Source organism: Isorropodon fossajaponicum endosymbiont JTNG4 (assembly GCF_016592615.1).
Taxonomy (GTDB): domain Bacteria; phylum Pseudomonadota; class Gammaproteobacteria; order PS1; family Pseudothioglobaceae; genus Ruthia.
In genome coordinates, this window is record NZ_AP013043.1 from 398848 (window position 1) to 420283 (window position 21436).

The 21436-nt window shown below is 38.3% G+C and carries 23 protein-coding genes and 4 pseudogenes; 15 read left to right on the top strand and 12 right to left on the bottom strand.

What is annotated here, in order from left to right; all coding sequences use genetic code 11:
* Positions 1 to 10: 10 nt before the first annotated feature.
* From CVFO_RS02300 to efp, 6 genes are all read right to left on the bottom strand, one after another.
* The gene (locus CVFO_RS02300; protein WP_201340011.1) at positions 11 to 1222 is read right to left on the bottom strand and encodes an argininosuccinate synthase; all 1212 of its coding nucleotides are present in this window, start codon (positions 1220 to 1222) and stop codon (positions 11 to 13) included.
* A 60-nt stretch (positions 1223 to 1282) separates the two neighbouring features.
* A complete protein-coding gene (locus CVFO_RS09395) occupies positions 1283 to 1513 on the bottom strand; it encodes a DUF2914 domain-containing protein (RefSeq protein ID WP_425352122.1) in 231 nt (76 codons plus the stop codon).
* 253 nt (positions 1514 to 1766) lie between these two features.
* The gene (locus CVFO_RS02310) at positions 1767 to 2087 is read right to left on the bottom strand and encodes a YkgJ family cysteine cluster protein (RefSeq protein WP_342591026.1); all 321 of its coding nucleotides are present in this window, start codon (positions 2085 to 2087) and stop codon (positions 1767 to 1769) included.
* 7 nt (positions 2088 to 2094) lie between these two features.
* Complete coding sequence (locus tag CVFO_RS02315; RefSeq protein ID WP_201340012.1) at positions 2095 to 4092, bottom strand: tetratricopeptide repeat protein; 1998 nt, start codon at positions 4090 to 4092, stop codon at positions 2095 to 2097.
* Between the two features lie 49 nt (positions 4093 to 4141).
* Complete coding sequence (epmA, locus tag CVFO_RS02320; protein WP_201340013.1) at positions 4142 to 5023, bottom strand: EF-P lysine aminoacylase EpmA; 882 nt, start codon at positions 5021 to 5023, stop codon at positions 4142 to 4144.
* 60 nt (positions 5024 to 5083) lie between these two features.
* A complete protein-coding gene (efp, locus tag CVFO_RS02325) occupies positions 5084 to 5647 on the bottom strand; it encodes an elongation factor P (protein WP_201340014.1) in 564 nt (187 codons plus the stop codon).
* A 54-nt stretch (positions 5648 to 5701) separates the two neighbouring features.
* Between efp and sucC the strand changes: the two genes are divergently transcribed.
* The 3 genes from sucC to CVFO_RS02340 are packed head-to-tail and all read left to right on the top strand — an operon-like array spanning position 5702 to position 7913.
* Complete coding sequence (sucC, locus tag CVFO_RS02330) at positions 5702 to 6862, top strand: ADP-forming succinate--CoA ligase subunit beta (protein ID WP_201340015.1); 1161 nt, start codon at positions 5702 to 5704, stop codon at positions 6860 to 6862.
* A complete protein-coding gene (gene sucD / locus CVFO_RS02335; RefSeq protein WP_201340016.1) occupies positions 6859 to 7728 on the top strand; it encodes a succinate--CoA ligase subunit alpha in 870 nt (289 codons plus the stop codon). Before sucC ends, sucD begins: the two co-directional genes overlap by 4 nt.
* Positions 7725 to 7913, top strand: a complete 189-nt coding sequence (locus tag CVFO_RS02340) for a hypothetical protein (protein WP_201340460.1) — start codon at positions 7725 to 7727, stop codon at positions 7911 to 7913. Before sucD ends, CVFO_RS02340 begins: the two co-directional genes overlap by 4 nt.
* On the opposite strand, the pseudogene CVFO_RS09400 reads toward CVFO_RS02340, so the two are convergent.
* The 6 genes and pseudogenes from CVFO_RS09400 to rsxA form a co-directional block, all read right to left on the bottom strand.
* Positions 7867 to 8654, bottom strand: a pseudogene (locus CVFO_RS09400) (S-adenosylmethionine:tRNA ribosyltransferase-isomerase). The gene CVFO_RS02340 and the pseudogene CVFO_RS09400 sit on opposite strands and share 47 nt — an antisense overlap.
* Positions 8635 to 9252: an electron transport complex subunit RsxG gene (gene rsxG / locus CVFO_RS02350; RefSeq protein WP_201340017.1), complete on the bottom strand. Its 618-nt coding sequence runs from the start codon at positions 9250 to 9252 to the stop codon at positions 8635 to 8637. Before rsxG ends, CVFO_RS09400 begins: the two are co-directional and overlap by 20 nt.
* Entirely contained in the window at positions 9252 to 10196 is a 945-nt protein-coding gene (locus CVFO_RS02355) for an RnfABCDGE type electron transport complex subunit D (protein ID WP_201340384.1), read from the bottom strand. Before CVFO_RS02355 ends, rsxG begins: the two co-directional genes overlap by 1 nt.
* A complete protein-coding gene (gene rsxC / locus CVFO_RS02360) occupies positions 10196 to 11689 on the bottom strand; it encodes an electron transport complex subunit RsxC (protein ID WP_201340018.1) in 1494 nt (497 codons plus the stop codon). Before rsxC ends, CVFO_RS02355 begins: the two co-directional genes overlap by 1 nt.
* Positions 11682 to 12224 carry an electron transport complex subunit RsxB gene (gene rsxB, locus CVFO_RS02365; protein WP_201340019.1) on the bottom strand — a complete coding sequence of 181 codons (543 nt, stop codon included), beginning with the start codon at positions 12222 to 12224 and terminating at the stop codon, positions 11682 to 11684. The genes rsxC and rsxB overlap by 8 nt, the downstream gene beginning before the upstream one ends.
* A 1-nt stretch (position 12225) precedes the next feature.
* The gene (gene rsxA / locus CVFO_RS02370; protein WP_201340020.1) at positions 12226 to 12801 is read right to left on the bottom strand and encodes an electron transport complex subunit RsxA; all 576 of its coding nucleotides are present in this window, start codon (positions 12799 to 12801) and stop codon (positions 12226 to 12228) included.
* 245 nt (positions 12802 to 13046) lie between these two features.
* On the opposite strand from rsxA, the pseudogene CVFO_RS09405 reads away from it, so the two are divergent.
* The 12 genes and pseudogenes from CVFO_RS09405 to ilvN form a co-directional block, all read left to right on the top strand.
* Positions 13047 to 13419, top strand: a pseudogene (locus CVFO_RS09405) (transposase); the annotation flags it as partial.
* A gap of 165 nt (positions 13420 to 13584) precedes the next feature.
* Positions 13585 to 14691 (top strand): annotated as a pseudogene (locus CVFO_RS02380) (IS3 family transposase).
* Positions 14692 to 14724: 33 nt separating this feature from the next.
* Positions 14725 to 14967 (top strand): annotated as a pseudogene (locus tag CVFO_RS02385) (integrase core domain-containing protein); the annotation flags it as partial.
* A gap of 287 nt (positions 14968 to 15254) precedes the next feature.
* Positions 15255 to 15404: a hypothetical protein gene (locus CVFO_RS02390; RefSeq protein WP_201340021.1), complete on the top strand. Its 150-nt coding sequence runs from the start codon at positions 15255 to 15257 to the stop codon at positions 15402 to 15404.
* 138 nt (positions 15405 to 15542) lie between these two features.
* A complete protein-coding gene (locus tag CVFO_RS02395) occupies positions 15543 to 15728 on the top strand; it encodes a hypothetical protein (protein ID WP_201340022.1) in 186 nt (61 codons plus the stop codon).
* A 38-nt stretch (positions 15729 to 15766) separates the two neighbouring features.
* Entirely contained in the window at positions 15767 to 15943 is a 177-nt protein-coding gene (locus CVFO_RS02400; protein WP_201340023.1) for a hypothetical protein, read from the top strand.
* Positions 15927 to 16088 carry a hypothetical protein gene (locus CVFO_RS02405; RefSeq protein ID WP_201340024.1) on the top strand — a complete coding sequence of 54 codons (162 nt, stop codon included), beginning with the start codon at positions 15927 to 15929 and terminating at the stop codon, positions 16086 to 16088. Before CVFO_RS02400 ends, CVFO_RS02405 begins: the two co-directional genes overlap by 17 nt.
* Positions 16081 to 17037: a tRNA dihydrouridine(20/20a) synthase DusA gene (gene dusA, locus CVFO_RS02410; protein ID WP_201340025.1), complete on the top strand. Its 957-nt coding sequence runs from the start codon at positions 16081 to 16083 to the stop codon at positions 17035 to 17037. Before CVFO_RS02405 ends, dusA begins: the two co-directional genes overlap by 8 nt.
* Positions 17030 to 18247 (top strand): cell division protein FtsA, encoded by a 1218-nt coding sequence (gene ftsA / locus CVFO_RS02415; protein ID WP_201340026.1) that lies wholly within the window; start codon positions 17030 to 17032, stop codon positions 18245 to 18247. The genes dusA and ftsA overlap by 8 nt, the downstream gene beginning before the upstream one ends.
* A gap of 5 nt (positions 18248 to 18252) precedes the next feature.
* A complete protein-coding gene (lpxC, locus tag CVFO_RS02420) occupies positions 18253 to 19164 on the top strand; it encodes a UDP-3-O-acyl-N-acetylglucosamine deacetylase (RefSeq protein ID WP_201340027.1) in 912 nt (303 codons plus the stop codon).
* 42 nt (positions 19165 to 19206) lie between these two features.
* The gene (gene ilvB / locus CVFO_RS02425) at positions 19207 to 20940 is read left to right on the top strand and encodes a biosynthetic-type acetolactate synthase large subunit (protein WP_201340028.1); all 1734 of its coding nucleotides are present in this window, start codon (positions 19207 to 19209) and stop codon (positions 20938 to 20940) included.
* Positions 20937 to 21419: an acetolactate synthase small subunit gene (gene ilvN / locus CVFO_RS02430; protein ID WP_201340029.1), complete on the top strand. Its 483-nt coding sequence runs from the start codon at positions 20937 to 20939 to the stop codon at positions 21417 to 21419. The genes ilvB and ilvN overlap by 4 nt, the downstream gene beginning before the upstream one ends.
* The last annotated feature ends 17 nt before the right edge of the window (positions 21420 to 21436 follow it).

A 21436-nucleotide genomic window follows, 5' to 3' on the forward strand; every position in this document is an offset into this window, starting at 1 on the left:
AAAGCATGTACTACTTTAGCGCCTTAAGACGCAAGCGCAATGCATTGAGCTTGATAAATCCAGCAGCATCTTTTTGATTGTATGCGCCTTCATCGTCCTCAAAAGTGGCAATTTTTTCGCTGAATAAACTGTCCTTAGATTGTCGACCTACAACAGTGACATTGCCCTTGTAGAATTTAAGGCGAACAATGCCATTGACTGTTTCTTGAGTGTTGTCAATGGCAGCTTGTAGCATTTCACGCTCTGGCGCAAACCAAAAACCGTTATAAACCATTTCGGCGTATTTGGGCATTAGTTCATCCTTAAGATGTGCTGCTGCACGATCAAGGGTGAGTGATTCCATGGCGCGATGCGCCTTTAGTATGACAGTACCTGCAGGTGTTTCATAACAACCACGAGATTTCATACCCACAAAACGATTTTCCACAATATCATCACGACCAATACCATGTGCACCTGCACGTTTGTTTAAATCTTCCATCACTGAAGCGGGGCTCATTATTTCGCCATTGATGGCTACAATATCGCCTTTTTTGAAAGTAATTTCAACATATTCTGCCTTGTCAGGCGCATTTTCAGGTGAAACTGTCCAACGCCACATATCCTCTTCAGGCTCTGCCCAAGGGTCTTCTAAAATATCGCCTTCATAAGAAATATGAAGTAAATTTGCATCCATTGAGTAGGGGGGTTTTTTTGATTGCTTTTTGTAATCAATCTCAATACCGTGTTTTTGTGCATAATCCATTAAACTTTCACGCGAGGACAAATCCCATTCACGCCACGGCACAATCACTTGAATATGTGCATCCAGTGCATAAGCATTCAACTCAAAGCGAACTTGATCATTGCCCTTGCCTGTTGCACCGTGGCTGATTGCATCTGCACCTACCTGATGAGCGATTTCTACTAAGCGCTTAGAGATAAGCGGACGAGCAATGGAGGTACCTAATAAATATTCACCTTCATAAATAGCATTAGCACGAAACATTGGGAATACAAAATCACGTGCAAATTCTTCACGCAAATCTTCAATGTAAACCTCTTTGACACCTGCAGATTTTGCCTTAGCGCGTGCAGGTTCTACCCCCTCACCTTGACCAATATCAGCTGTGAAGGTAACCACTTCACACTGATAAGTATCTTGTAGCCATTTAACAATAATGCTTGTATCTAGTCCGCCCGAATAGGCGAGTACCACTTTATTTATGTTTGTTTTGTCCATGTTTTCTTTTAAAGCAAATACGACTTTACTCGTCTTTCTTTTTATATATGAATGTTTTGGTTAATAAAATTTCATTTTGTTGATTGAGCACTTCAACTTTCCACTCTCCTGTCCATGTGTGCCAAATATTTTTATTGACCACACACGCCAACGTTTTCCTTTAATGTTAAAACCAATCTCAGCTTTAACCTTGTCCTTATAACTCCAGCGATGTGTGATTTTATCGCCTGTTAAATTGCGAATATTAGTAAAAAAGTAAATTTTACCTAAAGTATCATCGGTCTCTGTAATTACCTCATGGGTACTCTATCCTTAATTGATCTGGCAAAAACAGCATTTTATATATGCTCATGCGGCCAGCTTGCCAAAGTAGCATTAGCCAAAAACCCTAATAGTAATAATATATATTTTTTCATCATTTCACCCGGTTAATTATATGTAAATCAATCTCATCTTCATCTAACTCATTATCTAAAAAAGTGCGCCCACGTACAGAAATACCTGCTAAATGTACAGTTTCTACATCGCCACTAATGAGTAGATACTAATCAAACAATGGCTTTTTCTCATGCAAAAGTCGATAGACATATGTACTTGGTAGCCGATTAAATTTATGACCCCAATCTGGGCTAATGGTTAAACAATCTGGCACCAGTTGTTGACGCATCTCATAATGTGGGCATTGGTAACTTTGCTCGTCTATATAACGACAAACCACATCAGTAAAATAAATATCGCCCGTGTCTTCATCTTCCAGTTTGTGCAAACAACAACGCCCACAATTATCGCATAAGGACTCCCACTGTGAGTGTGTCATATCTTCTAATGCTGTATCTTCCCAAAAATTTGAAACATTGGTTGTCATAAAAAATTTATAAATTAGCGATTAAATATAACAAAATACGTTTGCCTTGTTGGCTACCCTTTCGCGTTGTTATGCTTGCCCAATAATAAGCCTTATTGTAATCTGTCTGTACACCAACACCCTTCATATACATGATGGCCAAGGCGTTTTGTGATTGAGTAATGCTTTGGTTGGCAGACTGGCGCATGAGTATAAATGCCGCTCTATTATCTTTACGCACAACCTTGCCTTTGCCATAAAGCACACTTAAATTATATTGAGCAATAGGATTACCTTGTTCAACACTAACAAGTAATGCTTCCAAATTAGTACTTGAATTGGTATTGTAACTAAGCGACTTAGCAATCTCATTTTGATTGGGAATAAGACGGTTTATGTTGCCAAATAGTTGCTCGTTAAAATTAAAAATAGGATGTTGGGATGTTTTTGCCATAATTGGCTCGATAGTGATCACTGGCTTGATAACGCTTTGAATGGTGCTTTTTTCTTGCTCATTCTGCACTGCTTGTTGCAATTTAGATGGTAACTTTTTCAACAATTTAACCGCTGATGCATTATTTTGATTAGCCGCTAATTCTAAATAATAAGTCGCCTCTTTAACCATGTCCTGATTAAGAAAAATTTTTCCTAATTGATATTGAGCTTTAGCATATCCTGCCTTTGCCGCTTTAAGTAAATAAGTTTTGGCTAACATCTCATCCTTAGCCACAGCGCTACCCTTGTTATAAATCAAATACAATTGATACTGCGACACTTGATGACCCTGTTCAGCCGCTTTTTGATACCAATAAGCAGCTTGTTTACTGTCTTTTTTAACACCTTGAGTCAATTGATAACGTAGTGCTAATGAATACTGCGCCAGCTTATGCCCCGCTTGAGCGGCTTTTAATAGCCACTTTACTGCCACTTGATAATTTTTTTCAACACCTTCACCAAGTAAATATCTAAGTGCTAACGAGTATTGTGCACTTGTGAACCCTTGCTGGGCAGATTTTGTATATAGATCAAGAGCTTGATGGGTATCTTTTTCAACGCCATCGCCATTTAGATATAAAGTTGCTAAGTTGTATTGCGCTTGTGCGTGACCATTTTTCGCTGCTTTTTCATACCAAGCAACGGCACTGGATAAATTATGCTCAACTTTGGCACTTTTTCGATAAATTACACCCACTAAAAATTGTGATTGCGCATCATTTTGATTAGCCGCCATTAATGCCCAATATAGAGCCTTAACATCATCTTGTTTGACCAAATAACCAATTCGATACAAGGCTGACAATCTAGCTTGTGCATCAACAAAACCCTGATCTGCAGATTTTTTATAATAATCTAATGCCTTACTAGAACCCCCTTCACGCTCATAAAAATCAGCCAAGTAAAATTGTGCTTCAGGGTCAAATTGATTGGCCGCTGCTTCATACCACCGCTGTGCTAACGTTAAATCTCTATCAACACCAATACCTACTTCATATAACTTAGCAAGACTAAGTTGTGCTGCCCCATATCCCAATAATGCTGCTTTTTCATACCAATACAAGGCCTTAACATTATCAACGGATGTACCCTTACCAAGACGATACATCATCGCTAAATTATACTGCGCATTCACAAAATCTTGTGTGGCTGATTTTTCATACCAATATAATGCTTGTTCTAAATCTTTACCGACCCCTAAGCCATAATAATAACTATTAGCCGCGTTAAATTGCGCGCTTGCATAACCTTGTTCAGCCACCTGCAAGTACCAATAAAAAGCCAATTTATCGTCTACTATTACAGTAATACCATTATGATACATATTGGCTAAACTAAATTGCGATCTAGCATCGCCACGCTTGGCTGATTTTTTTAATTTAGTTAGTAACTGTTTAGCAGACAATGGTGCGTCTAATTGAGGTGCGTCTAATTGCTGTTGGACAGCTTGATTATCATCAATAGGTTGTAGAATTTGCAATGCCTGTATTGGCAAAGAGAATAAAAGAACAAGGTAGATAAATTTAATCATGGGTTTTTTGTTTTTGGCTAATTAAAATCATCCCTATTTTAATCTGAGTTCAGCTAATTTGTGTTAATAATCGATTAATGCCTATCGCCACACCCGCACATTGAGGCAAAGGCTTGTTAAGCTTAGATAAAAATGAGTCATCAATCTGTAGTATAGGCTTGCCAAGCTGCTTGCGTTTGGTGATTTCACATGTAAAAACTTGCTGGTATTCACCCTTAGTTTGCAACTCGTCATAGCCATTTGCCACTTCAATGCCATTTAAATACAATTCAAAACGATGTGCCACTTGGTTTTTAACTTTGGCAAGTGCAGATTGTGATTCGGGATAATCATAAATAAAGCACAGGGGTAGATTTTTTAACTTCGGCTCAACTAAATGCACAAATAGCAACATTTGCAACTCTTCAATCCATGCAAAATCAGTGCCCAAACCTAATTTCGAAGCGATTACTTTAAGCGCATCAAAATCAGTATTTAAAACATCAATATCTGCGTATTGACTAAAAACTTGAGCATAGGATAATTGATGCACTTTATCTTGAAGGCCTAATGCTTGCAACAAATTAACCATATCAGCCATTAACTGATGAATATCAAAACCTAAGCGATAATATTCAAGCAAAGTAAATTCATTAGAATTACGCTCACCGTATTCGTTATCACGGAACACTTGGCAAATTTGATAAATATCCCCACTACCTTGCGCCAACAGCTTTTTCATTTCTAACTCTGGGGAGGTGTGTAGATACTGAATGCTTTGCATGCCGATATCAGCGTTCATACTCAATGAAATACTGTCAATATAAACATCACTCGTTGGTGCGTTTATCAGTGTTGGTGTGTGAACTTCTAAGACTGCTTGTTGTTCAAAGAACTGTCTAATTTTTTGAATAACTCGCCGTCTTTTAATCAGCCCTGATTTACCTTGCATGCTTTAATCATTAAATAAAAATTTCATTTTCTAGCGAACCATACAAGAAAAAATTGACCACTACACACGCCCTGTATATTCATTAGTACGCGTATCTACTTTCACTTTATCACCAATACCAACAAAAAGAGGCACTTGCACCACAACCCCTGTGTTCATTGTCGCTGGCTTACCACCTGTGCCCGCAGTATCACCTTTTAAGCCTGGATCAGTATCGAGCACTTCAAGAATAACATGATTAGGCGGGGTCACTGAAATAGGATTATCATTCCAAAGCGTCACCGTACACATGTCCTGTTCAACCAAATAACCTTTAGCATCACTCATAGCAGTACCATCAATGGCATATTGCTCAAATGAGTCTAGGTCCATAAAATTCCATGCACTGCCATCATTATAAAGATATTGTAAATCCAATTCCATTACATCAGCACCCTCTAAAGACTCACCAGACTTAAAAGTTTTAATCAGTGTTTTGCCAGTAATTAAGTCTTTAAATTTAACTCGATTAAACGCTTGACCCTTACCAGGTTTAACAATTTCGTTATTCACAATCGAGCAAGGATTACCATCTAGCATAAGTTTTAAGCCGTTTTTGAATCGGTTGGTAGCGTAATTTGCCATTTTTTAAAAAGTTTGCGTGTAAAATTATTAGACGTTTTATTTTACTCATTTTTCATGCACATACACGAATACCAAGCTAAAACATTATTTAGCCATAGACACATTCAAATTCCCAAAGGCATTCTTATTGATAGAACTGCCAAAGCTAGCGGTGCTTGCAAGGCCTTGGGGGGTGATGTTTGGGTTGTTAAAGCTCAAGTTCATGCTGGGGGGCGTGGCAAGGGTGGTGGTGTTGTTTTGTGTCGTAGCGTTGAAGAGGTTGAGCATGCGTGTAGTCAACTATTAGGCTCGCAACTTGTCACGCCACAAACAGATGTTAAAGGGTTGCCAGTAGGTCAATTATTAATTGAAGCGGGGCAAAATATTGAGTGTGAATTGTATCTTGGTTTGTTAATTGACAGGCAAACGCAAAAAATAACTGTTTTGACCTCTACTGAGGGTGGCATAGATATTGAAAAAGTTGCCAGTGAAACGCCTGATAAAATCATTAAATTTGGTATTGATCCACTGGGCAGTTTATCTGTGCAAGATTGCACCTTAATAGCAGAAAAACTAGGACTTAATGTTGAACTCACTAAACAATTTAACAGCACTCTTTTGGGCTTGTATGAAATTTTTACTCAAAAAGATGTTAATTTGATTGAAATTAATCCACTTATTGTTACTCAAGAAAACCAATTATTGGCACTTGATGGCAAGATTGATTTTGATGATAATGCGCTGTATCGCCATGAAGATATTGCCAAATTACGCGATATTTCACAAGAGGACGAAAAAGAAAGACTTGCCAGTGAATATCAACTTAACTATATCTCGCTTGATGGCAGTATTGGTTGCATGGTGAATGGTGCAGGATTGGCAATGGCAACAATGGATTTAATTGAGCATTTTGGTGGCTCACCTGCTAATTTTTTAGATGTGGGTGGTGGAACCACTGCTGACAGGGTTGCTAAAGCCTTTGAACTGATTCAAACTGAGGTGAATGTTAAAGGCATTTTGGTGAATATTTTTGGCGGTATTGTACGCTGTGATTTAATCGCACAAGGTATATTACAAGCCATCAAAACAGTTGGCTTAACCCTACCAATTGTAGTGCGCTTGGAAGGCACTAACGCCCCAGAAGGGTTAAACTTACTTGGTAAGTCCGAATTTAATATCCATGTAGAATCTGATTTAACCAAAGCCGCTATAAAAATTGTGGAGTTGACTAAATGAGTGTTCTAATTGACAAAAATACACGAGTAATCACTCAAGGCTTTACAGGTAAACAAGGCACATTCCACTCGCAGCAATCCATTGCCTATGGCACACAATTTGTCGGTGGCGTAACGCCAAACAAAGGCGGGCAAAAGCACCTAGATTTGCCTGTTTTTAACACAGTAGCGCAGGCGATGAATGAAACGGGTGCTAATGCCAGCATGATTTACGTGCCACCCCAATTTGCTTATGCCTCAATACTTGAAGCTATTGAAGCACAAATACCCGTGATTGCTTGCATTACTGAAGGCATTCCCGTGCAAGATATGCTTAAAATTAAAGCCATTTTAAAAACATCAGATTCAATGTTGATTGGCCCTAACTGTCCAGGTGTCATTACACCTGATGAGTGCAAATTAGGCATTATGCCTGGCAACATTCACCAAACTGGTAGTGTTGGTGTCATATCTCGCTCAGGCACACTAACCTATGAAGCCGTACACCAAACCACCCAAGCAGGCTTAGGGCAGAGCACTTGCATTGGCATTGGCGGCGACCCCATTCAAGGCATGAGTTTTATTGATTGCCTAGCCCTATTTGAGGCCGACCCACAAACCCAGTCCATCATTATGGTGGGTGAAATTGGTGGCTCAGCTGAAGAGGAAGCAGCGGAATACATCCAATCTCATGTGTCCAAACCTGTGGTGTCTTATATTGCAGGGCTGAGTGCGCCAAAAGGCAAACGTATGGGGCATGCAGGTGCAGTGATTAGTGCTGGCACTGGCAAAGCAATCGATAAAATCAACGCCTTAAAAAAAGTCGGCGTAGCAATTGCGCCCACACCCGCAACCATGGGCAAAACCTTACTTGAAGTATTGGCATGAAAAACCCCATTGTTATCTTAGGTATTGGTGAGTTGGTGAGTGTTTTCTCTCGTGGTTTTTTAAAGAATAATTACCCTGTTTACCTCATCACCCGACAAACTAATATTGATGAGTTGGCAAATACCATCAGTCCAGAATTTATCTTAGTTTGCACAGCAGAAGCTGATTTACAAACCCCACTGTGATTTCAGCCTGGTTTGAAAAAAAGATACGCCCACCATTTGCCTTGGTTTGGTTAATTTTGTTAATGGTTGCTTGGCTAATCTCAAACGTCTCGCTGTGCATAACATGGTCTTTAATGTTGTCAGTTTTGACAGGGACAAACGTACCTGCACCAACATGCAGTGTAACAAATGAGTGATTAATGCCTTGTTTTTTAACTCTGTTAACAATTTATCATCAAAATGTAGCCCTGCGGTTGGCGCATCTTGGGATGCGTACACAGTTTGGTAGCGGCTTAAGTCTTGAGCATTATCTGCTCTTTCAATATAAGGGGGTAATAGGGTATGGCCAATATTACCAAGCAAATCAAGTAAAGAATTGGTTTTAAATATTAGCGTATAAAAGCTGTTGTTCTTTTGCTGAACTGTGACGTGAACGCCATTTTCTAAAATAATGTAGCTGCCGACTTTAGGTGCCCTGCTGACCCTAATCATTGCTAGTGCTTGATTTTCATCTAAAAGGCGTTCAATCATAATTTCAACTTTACCGCCTGTTGCTTTTGCACCAAACCAGCGCGCTGGAATAACTTTGGTATTATTCATTATCAGTAAATCACCTGATTGAAGAAAATCGCCTATTTGATTAAATTGTGCATCTATAATGCTTGATTGCTTGACTAAAAGTCGTGAATCTGTTCTATTTTTTGGTGGATTTTGGGCGATAAGTGAGGCGGGTAAATCAAAATCAAAATCTTTTAATTGCATGGTTTTTGCTAAGTAAGCAAGGCTCGTTTAGTAGCTCTAAAACTTGATAAGTAGCAGTAACAATAGCGCGTGGGGTAATGGTTGCACCAGTAAACGCGTCAAATGTACCGCCGTCTCGTTTCACTTTCCAATCTGTCTTACCTGGATTTGAGAGTGAAAGCCCAAGAAATTGCTTAATCCAATTTGATTTTTTAAGCTCAACTTTATCACCCAAGCCCGGGGTTTCTTTATGTGTTATAATGCGAACACCTAGAAGTTTTTTGTCAACACCCACGCCTGTTAATAGGCGAATATCACCGTTATAACCATTGGGGTAGGTGTGTTCAATCAAATAGGCAAATATTTTATGATTTTTTTTTGCTGGATAGATATTAACAACTTGTGTTACGTTGTGTAATTTAAGCGTTTTGGTGTATTTATCTGCCAATATATCATTACTATAATCACTAACCAGCTCACCCAAACGTTGGATTAATAATTGCTTTTCATTGTAAGCAATAACGTCTTTGGTGTTGGTTTGTGTCAGTGAGACAAAAAATACACTCACCACTGTGAATACAAACAATAAAACCCCTGATTTTAAAATAGCACGTAACATTATCTCCCAAATACCTTGGGTTGCGTAAAGCTATCAATAAGTGGTGCGGTCATGTTCATTAATAATACTGCAAAGGCAATACCATCAGGATAGCCACCAAAAGTGCGGATGATAACAATTAATACACCTATCAAAAAGCCATAAATTATTCTGCCTTTGGGTGTGGTGCTGGCAGACACTGGGTCGGTTGCAATAAAAAATGCACCTAACATCGTACCACCGAGCATAAGATGATTTTGAGTAGGCAAGTATAAATCAGTGTTGCTAACAAACAATAATATTGAACTAATCACAATACCTGCTAAAAAAGCCACCGGAATTTGCCAAAAAATAACCTTTCTGAGTAGTAAATACAAACCACCCAATAAAAACCCTGCATTAATCCACGCTTGAGAGGTTGAATGTAGATCTAATTGTTGAATTGAGCCTGCGAGTGACAAGCCGTTTTTTACCTCATCCAGTTTTGTTGCGCCACTAATGACATCAATATTACTTAAATCAAACACCACGTCTAAAGTTTGACTAAGGCTTAAAAAATCAACCTGCCAAGTGCTCATTTGTAGCGGATAAGAAATCAGTAAAAATACGTAGCCTAGCATGGCAGGATTAAATGGATTATTACCCAAACCACCGTACAACTGCTTGCCAAAAATAATCGCAAAACTCACCCCCACTACAATCACCCACCACGGTGCAATACTAGGAATAGAAATGGCGAGCAGGATTGCTGTGAGCACTGCTGAGCCATCACTAATTGAGCTGATAACATCACGACCTCTAAGTGCTAGAAATGCTGATTCAACTACCATAGCTGTGACCACACCCAGTGTTATTTGCAACAAAATACCCCAGCCAAAGAAATAATAAGCCGCCATCACACCTAATACTAAGGCATAAATTACTTGGCGCATCATCCATGAAGTTGAGCTAAATATTGATATCATCATTTCTTATCCTTTGCTTGTTGTACTCGCTGTATTGCCTCAGCAATTTTTTGTTTTTGAGACTGTTCTTTTGCCATTTTTTCTTTTAAGGCTTTTTTCTTATCTGCCATCATTCGAGCGCGCTCAAGCTTATTGCGCTCTAGACGATATTCTCTAAACTCAAATCTTTCTCTAGCAATGTTAATTCTAACCTGCTCACGAGTTTGTTGCTTGTTAAGCGCCTTAGCAAAAGAAAAATAGTTTGCCAGTGGTATATGACTCGGACATACATAATCACAACAAGCGCACTCAATACAATCAAGTAAATTATAATTTAAAGCTTTCTCAATATTCTCACTTTTAGCATGCCAATAAAGCTGCTGAGGAAGTAGTCCTACAGGGCAAACTTCTGAGCATTGGCCACAACGAATACACTCTTGAATAGCAGGCTTTTGTATATGATTGTTCACAAAAATAGCATTGGTAATCTTACAAATAGGGGTTTGGATATCAGCCACATCAACACCCATCATCATACCACCCATACGATAATCATGCACTTTTTGACTAGGACTAGCCATTGAAATAAGGCTTTCAAACGATGTACCCAAGCGCACCTCAAAATTATTAGGCTTAACACCACTGCCTGTAACCGTAACAATACGTGATACTAATGGCTTATGATTAACCACTGCATCAAATATTGCCTTAGTAGTGGCTACATTTTGGCAAGCAATACCCCTGTCCATAGCAAAACCTCCTGATGAAATTTCAATACCAAGCAAAGCCTTAATGAGTAGTTTTTCAGCACCAGAGGTGTATTTAGTTGGGATTTGATTAATGCTAATTTTGTCATTATGATTAAACATTAATAATGCTTGATAAGCCGCTTGTTTATCATCCTCAATGGCAACAATCGCACGCTTTGCACCACAAATATGTAGCAAAATTTCTACACCACGAATAATTTCTCTTGGATGAAGCTGCATCAAGGCATCATCACACATAACCCCTGGTTCGCACTCAGTACCATTAATAATTAAGGTATAGCATTGTTTAATTTTGCCAAGTTTGGCGTGCGTTGGAAACCCTGCACCACCCAAACCCACAATACCTGATTTTTGAATATAATCAATAATAGTCTGTGCCGAGCAATGCAAAAAATCAATACTGCAGCCTGAATTATCTATCCATTTGTCTTGGCCATCAGATTCAATCGTAATACACTGAGATTTAAGCCCTGATTTATGCGGTATCACTTGCTTATCAATACTTAAAACCACACCAGAAACTGAGGCATGAATAAACACACCAAAACTGTCTTCAGTACTAGCAATTACCTGCCCAGTAAGCACATAATCGCCAACACTCACGCAGGGCTTAGCCTGCTCACCAATACGCTGCTGCAAAGGTATGATTACTTTTTTTGGTAATGGTGCTTGGATAATCTCCACCTTATCCACTGGATAAGGATTTCTAATCACAATACCACCATTAAATGAATAATCAGCCATGTTTAACCTTGGATATATCGGGTACAAATGTGGTTAATGCAGGCTCAATTTCTTGCACATGAATACAATCAACAGGGCACACAGGAATGCACAAATCACACCCTGTGCATTCATCAATAATCACTTGGGTCATCACCTTAGAAGCACCCACAAATGCATCTACAGGACAGGCCTGAATGCACAAAGTACAGCCAATACAAATAGCCTCATCCACAAATACCACATGATTAGGCTTAAGTTCCCCGTGTCCGGCATTTAATGCCAAAGTCTCAACTCCTAAAAGCTCTGCCAAAGCATCAGCACCTTCTTGCCCGCCTGGTGGGCATTGATTAATTTGCGCCTCACCACTAGCAATTGCTAGTGCATAAGGGCGACACCCAGGATAATCGCATTGACCACATTGAGTTTGCGGCAAAATGGCATCTATCTGGTCAACCAAAGGATTGCCCTTTAACTTAAATTTAATCCCAGCATATCCTAGCACTAAACCCAATACTAGTGTCAAAGCAGAGAAAATTAAAACTGAATCAAACAACTCAGGCAAGTCCAATAAAGCCCATAAACGCCATCGACATCAATCCTGCTGTAATCAGCGCAACAGGCGCACCTTTAAAAGCTTCTGGCACATCTGCCACGTCAATCCGCTCACGCATAGCTGAAAACAACACCAACACAAATGAAAATCCAATAGCAGCACCAAAGCCATAAACGCCCGATGCTAAAAACCCATTGTCCTGATTAACATTTAACAATGCCACACCTAGCACAGCGCAGTTAGTCGTAATCAAGGGCAAAAATACACCTAAAGACTGATGTAGAACAGGGGAAGTTTTATTAACCACCAACTCGGTAAAGCCAACCACACCAGCAATGGTCACAATAAAAGCAATGGTTCTTAGATATTCCATTTCAAATGGAACTAAAATATAGGTGTTAATCAAATAACTAGAAATACTCGCCAAAGTCAGTACAAAAGTCGTGGCAAACCCCATACCAATTGCGGTGTCAATTTTTTTTGAAACGCCCATAAACGGGCACAACCCTAAGAACTTAACTAAGACAAAATTATTGACTAAAATTGTACTCACTAAGATTAAGATATATTCATTCATAATGATGATTTTAACCTAATTTTAATTGGTGTTTAATGCATAGCAAACCCCTGACATTAGCTCATCAACCTGGCAGTTAAATATCGTGCGCTCAAAGTCTTGAGGAGAGAGGTTTGTTTTAACCCTTCAAAGACCCTGTAAACCAGATTGTGTAAACCCTCATATTTTATAATCCCCGAAAAGGAGAAAAAACATGAGTAACACAATACCAAGAAACAAAAAAAAAGCAACTTAACAACACAGGCATCAACCAGAAAAAGCTCCGTGCTTTTGCTGATGAACTTGCCAAAGACATCCACACCCAAGATGATTTAGCAGATCTATCTGCTTCACTGGTTAAAATGACCATTGAAGCAGCATTAGGTGCTGAGATGGAACATCATCTTGGTTATCCAAAATATGGGCAAAATAGCAGCGAGCTTAATACAGACAGCAATGCTCGTAATGGCTATTACCCTAAAACCGTCAAAGGCAATCATGGTGAAGTTGAACTTGCTATCCCAAGAGACCGCAGAGGTAGCTTTGAACCTTTAATTATTGAAAAAGGTCAAACGCCGATTGGGTGCTTTTGATAGTCAGATATTAAGCCTATATGCCAAAGGCATAGGTACCCGTGATTGCAATAGTCTAATTTTATTGGACACAAAGATAGCCTTATAATACAAACCATAAGGAGGTCAGTAATGACACAATATAAATCAAGAAAACAACGAGTGACTTTTACCGTTGAACATTCTGTTCAATACCCCCTTGAGGGGGGGAACACTAGATTATGCCAAACTCATGGTGCATGAGAATTACACCAATAAAAAAAATCATGATAATATCAGGAGCTTGCTCCTCAGCAGTTAGCAGATGGAGAAAACAATACCTAGCAGAGCTTGGTGGACAAACACCAGAGTCAGGCAAAGCGCTGACTTCTGAACAACAAACAATACAACTGCTTGAGAAACAACTTTGGCGCGCACAAAGGGACAATGAAATCTTAAAAAAGGCAACAGCCTTGTTCGCTGTGGACAATCACCAAGTGATATGATTATCAAGATAAACAAGGCTTGCCAACAATACAATACTAAAGAATTATGAGCATTACTCAAACTTCCTCGCAGTAGTTATTACTATCAAGTCAAAGATAAGCGAGTAAACAACAACACCAATGCTATGATTAAATTAATCAAACAAACTGCTATTGAAGTTGGATACACCTATGGCAAACGCAGAATGCGGGTAGTTTTGAATAACCAAGGTTATAACATTGGTATTTACCAAACCGCAACGCTAATGAAAAAAGCCAATGTAGTTGCCATACGCCCAAGAAAGCGTCATTATTACCCTAATACTAGATTGATGTTTAAAAAGGCAAAAAACCTATTAAATCGTGTGTTTGAGCAGCAATCAATTAATACGCATTGGGTTGGTGATATTACCTATATCAAAACCTATCAAGGTGGGAGTTATTTAGCCAGTGTGTTGGATTTAGGCTCAAGACAAGTTGTTGGTTGGGCATTGTCAAAACAGCCTAATGCTCAGTTGGCAAAGGATGCGCTTAGTAATGCTGTGTCTAGACACCAGCCCAATACAAATAAACACATGTTCCACTCTGATCAAGGGACTCAATACTCTTCTAAAGTTTTTATTGATTATTGCAACAAGAACAACATTACTCAAAGCATGAGCAGGCGAGGTAATTGTTGGGATAATGCGGTCATGGAGCGTTTCTTTAGAAGTCTGAAGACTGAGAGATTAAATTATCAAAGTTTTGCAAATCATAGTGAAGTCGTGCAAAATGTAGAGGGTTATATCTACTTGTATAATTACAAAAGGATTCATTCAGCGATTGGGTATTTAACACCTGCTCAAAAGATGGCTGAATTGAAAAAAGCGGCTTGAAATGTGTCCAAGTAGGTTAGAGCATTGCAGTTTGAATACATTAGCCAAGCATTAAGAGACTGGGTACAAGCCTTAGGTATTGAGTTAATGTACATCCAACCAGGTAAGCCAACTCAAAATGCCTACATTGAGAGATTTAACCGTACAGTAAGACAAGAGTGTTTAGATCTGCATTTGTTTGATTCTGTTGAGCAAGCACAAGATGCAACCACACAGTGGTTATGGGTTTATAATAACGAACGACCGCACTTTGCCCTAGGTGGCGTGATAAGATGACTAGCCTCTACTTTAGAGTTGTATGGAAAATTGGGGTATTACAGCAATGCAAGAAGTTAAATTGATGATAGATGGTAAAACTCCATCAAGACCTGCTAGAGGTTTATTAGATGAAATTTGATATTGAAATAACCGATAAATTTTCAAAATCATTTAAGAAGCTTGCCAAAAAATACAAAAAACATTAGACAAAATTATAAATACCTGATTGAAATTTTAGAATCTGCCGGATTACTGAAGCAAGGAAGCAAAAATATGGATGCTAAATTAAAAGAGATAATAAAATTATGAAAAAATTTAATAAAAATGATTTTATAGAAGAGTTATTCAACTCTAAAATGAATGATAAAACATTTGATAAATGGATGGATAACCCAGAAAACTTTAATGACAAAGGGGAAAATAATACTAGAGAAAGAGGGCATGGGAAATATTGAGACAAAATAAGAAATTTATTTAATCAAGTTCATAATGGAGCAAGATTATTTCAGGCAGAAGAGGTAAGGAGAATAGATGATGAATTTTTGAGAGACATTACACATGATAGTTATTTTAGTAGACTGTCAAAGGCATCAATGAGTAATGAGATTTTTAAAAGTATAGAAGAAAGTAATAATAAAGATGCAGTTTTTGATTTATCGAAAGCAAATAATAATTTATTTATTCTTAATAATATCAGAAATGATATAAATAAAATTCACGAAAATAAGCAAACAAAAAACAAAATATATTTGCATGGGTTAAGTGGTTTGGTGAATTAGTAACAATCATTAGTAGTGAAAATCAAAATACACTACTTTTGAAAAATAACGATGTTGAATATCAAGTTAAACATACTGATTTTTTAATTGACGACATAATTATTGATAGTAAATACAAGACAAAATACAAAAATACACATGTTAACGATGATATTGCACGGCTTGCTAGATATGGCAGAAATAAAGCCATTCGTGAAGGTGTTAAACTTAGATGAAAAAATTGCAAAATGTTTAATTATCTATCCTAATAGAATAGGTGAAGAGCTTTTAGATAGAGATTTATGGCAACAAGCAGAGGAAATAAAGGCATTTAAAGCGTTTAAAAAAATTGCCATCAAACTCCCATCTTTTGATGCATAAACTCTCAGTAGCGCCAATGATGGATTGGACGGATAGGCATTGCCGATATTTTTATCGGCTGATGTCAAACAATGTTCAACTTTGGACTGAAATGGTAACAGCTAAAGCGATACTTTATGGGGATAAAAACCGTCTGTTGGGTTTTAATGCGTGTGAACATCCGTTGGTGTTGCAATTGGGTGGTAGTGAGCCAAAAGAGATGCTACAAGCAGCAAAAATAGCGCAAGATTGGGGTTATGATGAGGTTAATATTAATGTGGGCTGTCCTTCTGATAGAGTGCAATCAGGCAGTTTTGGGGCGTGTTTGATGCAAACGCCGCAGGTGGTGGCGCAATGTGTTGATGCAATGAGGCAAGTGGTAGATGTGCCAATTACGGTTAAGTCACGTATTGGTGTGGATGATATGGATAGCTACGGTGAATTGGTTAATTTTGTTGCAACAGTTGAAAGTTCGGGTTGTGATAATTTTGTGATTCATGCCAGAAAGGCTTGGCTAAAAGGTTTGAGTCCTAAGGAAAATCGTAGCGTGCCAAAGCTTAATTACGGCTGGGTGTATCAGATTAAGCGAGACTTCCCCCATCTTGTCATTGGTATAAATGGTGGCATTATGGACATGGAAAGTTCATTGCAGCATTTAGAATATGTGGATAGCGTTATGTTGGGCAGGGCAGTGTATCATCAGCCTTATTTGTTAAGTGAGGTGGATGGTTTGATTTACCAGCAAAAATCATCAATATTGAGTCGTGAACAAGTATTATTAGCATTCATTGAATATATGAAAGTTCAACATGCTAATTCTGTACCAATTAGATCCATGACACGGAATATTTTGGGTTTGTATCATGGGCAAAAAAATGCTAAAAAATTTAAACGTTTGTTAAGTGGTAAAACAGTTGGGTTTGAGCACCTGTATGAATGGTTAGAATATATGGATAAAAACAATGGCTAGTGATAATTTCTTTGCAAGTATTGATATAGGCACAAGCAAAATTGCGGTGTTAATTGCTGATGAGGAAGATGGCAAAATAGAGGTATTTGGTCATGGCATTGGTTTGTCAGACGGGGTGAAAAATGCGCTGATTGTTGATATTGATAAAGTGGCAAAAGCAATATCAAAGGTGGTAGAAACTGCTTATCTTAGTTGTAATACTAGAATCCATAATGTATCCACCAATATTTGCGATTTGCATCTAAGTACGATTAATCAAGATAGGCAAATACCGGTTAGCGGTAAAAAAATCACCAAAGAGCATGTTATTGCGGCAATTAATTCGGCATCAGCCACACCTACGCCTGCTAATAAGCAAACGCTAAGTGCGAGTATTAATAGCTTTACCATTGACCAAGATACAACAGCAGTTGACCAACCAATTGGACTTGAGGCAACTCTTTTAGGTGCTCAAGTACATGTGAGCATTGTTTCAAACCAAGCCATGAGTAGCATCCATCAAGCGGTTGAAAAAAGTGGACTAGGGCTTAGTGAAGTTGTTTTGGATTCTATAGCCAGTAGCAGGGCTTGCATTACTCAGGATGAGAAAGACAATGGTGTTTGCTTGCTTGATATGGGGGCGGGTGTGAGTAATATTTCTGTGTTTATGGGTGGCGGTATTACTTATAGTCATGTTTTTAAAATGGGTGGTAATCAAATTACCCAAAATATTGCCAATGCCTTTAGCGCCTCATTTAAAGAAGCGGAAAGACTCAAAATTGAATATGGTTATGCCCAATTAAAGATAACACCAGTGGATAAATTAATTCAGTTTAAACAGCTGGATTCTATTGAAAATCGCTATTTATCATTACACAATTTGGTTGAAGTTATAGAAAATTCTTATTTAGATATTTGCCGTATGGTTAAGCAAAATCTAAAAACTAAAAAGTTAGATAGATCGCTTAAATCAGGATTTGTGTTAACAGGTGGTGTGTCCTTAATAGAGGGTTGTGAAGGGTTGTTTGTTAATACTTTTAGAATAAGAACCAAGCTGGCTAAAGTTAATGTGAATAAAATCACAGGTAAAGATATGATTGTTTCTAACCCTATTTATACATGCGCATTAGGTTTATTGATGCATGCTGATAATAACGCTTATTTAGAAACGGTGCAAGCGCACCAACAAACTAACTTTGTGAGTAAAATAAAATCATTATTGGAACTATAAATATTATGATCAAACAAAGAACCATTAAAAAAGAAGTGAAAGCTAGAGGTGTTGGTATTCATAGTGGCAGTGTTGTAAATATGACTTTAATTCCTGCCAAAGAAGATCATGGCGTGGTGTTTAGGCGCATGGATGTGGGTGGTAAATTGGTGCGTGCGCACAGTGCGTTTGTTAACGAAGTAGTACTTTCTACGGGGCTTGAAAATCAAGGCGTTAAAGTGTCAACGGTTGAACATTTGATGAGCACATTTTCAGCCCTTGGGATTGATAATGTTTTAGTAGAACTTGATTCGTTTGAAGTGCCAATCATGGATGGCTCATCTGCTCCTTTTATTTTTCTAGTTCAATCTGCTGGCATTAAAGAGCAAGATGCCCATAAAAAGTTTTTTGTCATTAAAAATACTATACGGGTAGAAAATGGTGATTCATGGGCACAAGTGTCTAAATATGAGGGTTTTAAGGTGTCACTTGAGATTGATTTTGATCATAAAAAAGTTAAAGAAAGTGGGCAGAAGCTGAGTATTAATTTTTCCAAACAGTGTTACTTAAAAGAAATCTCACGTGCTAGAACTTTTGGTTATATGAAAGATGTAGAAATGATGCAAAGGCAAAATTTGGCACTAGGTGCCAGTATGGACAATGCAATTGCTTTGAGTGATGATGACGTTTTAAATGAAGATGGCATGCGTTATCAAAATGAATTTGTTAAGCATAAAATTTTGGATATTGTTGGTGACTTGTATTTATTAGGTGGCAATCTAATTGGGCACTATGAAGGGTACAAAACAGGACACCTGCTTAATAATCAATTATTATCAGCCATTTTAGCAAAACCAGATACATGGTCTATTGAGACATTCGAAAAAGAAGCCACACCTATTCAATTTTATTCTGAAGATTGGAAAAATTTCTTGTAATAGAAGGTATAATTAACGGGTTTTACGCTCACACTGAAAATAATGAAGTTAAATGGTGCTCAAATATTAATTAACAGTCTTAAAAGTGAAGGGGTTGAGCACATCTTTGGCTATCCTGGCGGTGCCATTTTACACATTTATGATGCATTAAATATGTGCAATGAGATTAAACATATTCTTGTTCGCCATGAGCAGGGCGCTGTACATGCAGCAGACGGCTATGCACGCACCAGTGGCAAGTGTGGCGTAGTGCTTGTTACCTCAGGACCGGGGCTTACTAATGCAGTAACAGGTATTGCTACAGCCTACATGGACTCTATTCCTATGGTGGTCGTTTCAGGTCAAGTTTCTTCTGTAGTTATCGGCAATGATGCTTTTCAAGAGGTTGATGCGGTTGGTATTACTCGTTCGTGTGTTAAGCATAATTTCTTAGTAACAGACATTAATGATTTGGCAAATGTTGTTAAAAAAGCATTTTATATCGCGACTACAGGTCGCCCTGGTCCTGTTCTTATTGATATTACCAAAGACACAACGATTGCTGAGATTGAGTTTGACGGCTATCCTAAATCAATTGATATGCGTTCGTATCAGCCTGAGATAAAGATTGAAGCAGATCAAATCACCAAGGCGGTTGCGTTAATTGTTCAAGCAAAAAAACCTATTATTTATTCAGGTGGTGGCAGTGTGATTGGCAATGCTGATAAAACACTGCGTATTTTTACTCGTCATACAGGTTTTCCAATTACCCAAACTTTAATGGGATTGGGTGCTTATCCTGCAAGTGATAAACAATCATTAGGCATGTTAGGCATGCACGGCACTTATGAGGCCAACATGGCAATGCACGATTCAGATTGTATTATTGCTGTAGGTGCGCGTTTTGATGACCGTATTACTGGTAACTTAGACAAATTTTGCCCTTATGCAAAAATTATTCACATTGATATTGACCCATCTTCTGTAGGCAAAACTGTGGGTGTTGATGTGTCGATTATCGGGCAAGTTAATGATGCTTTGGGCGCATTAACACGAGCACTGAAAAACAAGCAATTGGCTGATATTACTCAATGGTGGGCGCAAATTGAGATGTGGCGTGGTGTTGATTCATTGGCGTATCAAACCAAAGTAGGTGTGATTAAGCCACAAAGCGTAATTGAAGCTTTATATGAAGTAACCAAAGGCGAGGCGATTGTTACCAGTGATGTTGGACAACACCAAATGTGGGTAGCGCAATATTATCCATTTGATAAGCCACGCCGTTGGATTAACTCTGGCGGCCTAGGCACAATGGGCTTTGGACTACCTGCGGCGATGGGTGCAAAATTAGCAATACCTGAGATGGATGTCGCTTGCGTAACAGGCGAAGGTAGTATTCAAATGATGTTACAAGAACTTTCTACTATGTTGCAATACAACACTCCGGTAAAGATTATAAATTTAAATAATGGTTATTTGGGCATGGTGCGCCAATGGCAAGAGTTTTTTTATGACAAACGTTATTCAATGTCATACATGGATGCGTTGCCTGATTTTGTAAAACTAGCAGAAAGTTATGGGCACATAGGTATTAAGGTCGAAAAAGAGCTGGATTTAAAACCAGCATTGATTGAAGCATTCAAGCAAAAAGACAGAACGGTATTTTTAGATATTTTGACCGACCCTACAGAAAATGTATTTCCAATGATTCCATCAGGTGCAGGACACCACGAAATGCTGTTAGCAGGTCGTGATAAGATGGCGTCAACTAATGACAAAGGCTTGAATTTAGTATGAGACACATTATTTCAGTATTGTTAGAAAATGAAGCGGGCGCTCTTTCTAGAGTGGCAGGGTTGTTTTCTGCTCGCGGATTTAACATTGAGTCACTCACAGTTGCAGCAACTAATGATTCAACTCTATCACGCATGACCATTGTCAGCATTGGTGATGATAGTATTATTGAACAAACTGTTAAGCAACTTAACAAGTTGATTGATGTGGTCAAAGTAACAGATTTGACCGCAATTGAGCACATTGAGCGTGAATTATTACTGGTTAAAGTGGATGTTAATCAACAAACACAAGCTGATATTGACAAACAAATTGATATTTTTTCGTGCAAAATAGTTGATGTATCAGAAGATACTTATACAATTGAGTTGGCAGGAAAAAGTCAAAAAATTAATGACTTTTTGGCAAGTTTAGATGTGTCAAAAATTTTAGAGGTTTCTAGAACAGGCGTGACTGGCGTTTGCATGAAAAGAACAAGTTAATAAAGACGCATTAAGCA

Coding starts and splice junctions, on each gene's coding strand:
- CVFO_RS02315 (WP_201340012.1), bottom strand. CDS start 4,092: ATGATTAAATTTATCTACCTTGTTCTTTTATTCTCTTTGCCAATACAG.
- epmA (WP_201340013.1), bottom strand. CDS start 5,023: ATGCAAGGTAAATCAGGGCTGATTAAAAGACGGCGAGTTATTCAAAAA.
- CVFO_RS02395 (WP_201340022.1), top strand. CDS start 15,543: ATGAGTAATGAGATTTTTAAAAGTATAGAAGAAAGTAATAATAAAGAT.
- efp (WP_201340014.1), bottom strand. CDS start 5,647: ATGGCAAATTACGCTACCAACCGATTCAAAAACGGCTTAAAACTTATG.
- rsxC (WP_201340018.1), bottom strand. CDS start 11,689: ATGGCTGATTATTCATTTAATGGTGGTATTGTGATTAGAAATCCTTAT.
- CVFO_RS02310 (WP_342591026.1), bottom strand. CDS start 2,087: ATGACAACCAATGTTTCAAATTTTTGGGAAGATACAGCATTAGAAGAT.
- rsxG (WP_201340017.1), bottom strand. CDS start 9,252: ATGTTACGTGCTATTTTAAAATCAGGGGTTTTATTGTTTGTATTCACA.
- ilvN (WP_201340029.1), top strand. CDS start 20,937: ATGAGACACATTATTTCAGTATTGTTAGAAAATGAAGCGGGCGCTCTT.
- CVFO_RS02300 (WP_201340011.1), bottom strand. CDS start 1,222: ATGGACAAAACAAACATAAATAAAGTGGTACTCGCCTATTCGGGCGGA.
- ftsA (WP_201340026.1), top strand. CDS start 17,030: ATGGCTAGTGATAATTTCTTTGCAAGTATTGATATAGGCACAAGCAAA.
- rsxA (WP_201340020.1), bottom strand. CDS start 12,801: ATGAATGAATATATCTTAATCTTAGTGAGTACAATTTTAGTCAATAAT.
- dusA (WP_201340025.1), top strand. CDS start 16,081: ATGCATAAACTCTCAGTAGCGCCAATGATGGATTGGACGGATAGGCAT.
- CVFO_RS02355 (WP_201340384.1), bottom strand. CDS start 10,196: ATGATATCAATATTTAGCTCAACTTCATGGATGATGCGCCAAGTAATT.
- ilvB (WP_201340028.1), top strand. CDS start 19,207: ATGAAGTTAAATGGTGCTCAAATATTAATTAACAGTCTTAAAAGTGAA.
- sucC (WP_201340015.1), top strand. CDS start 5,702: ATGCACATACACGAATACCAAGCTAAAACATTATTTAGCCATAGACAC.
- CVFO_RS02390 (WP_201340021.1), top strand. CDS start 15,255: ATGAAAAAATTTAATAAAAATGATTTTATAGAAGAGTTATTCAACTCT.
- CVFO_RS02340 (WP_201340460.1), top strand. CDS start 7,725: ATGAAAAACCCCATTGTTATCTTAGGTATTGGTGAGTTGGTGAGTGTT.
- lpxC (WP_201340027.1), top strand. CDS start 18,253: ATGATCAAACAAAGAACCATTAAAAAAGAAGTGAAAGCTAGAGGTGTT.
- sucD (WP_201340016.1), top strand. CDS start 6,859: ATGAGTGTTCTAATTGACAAAAATACACGAGTAATCACTCAAGGCTTT.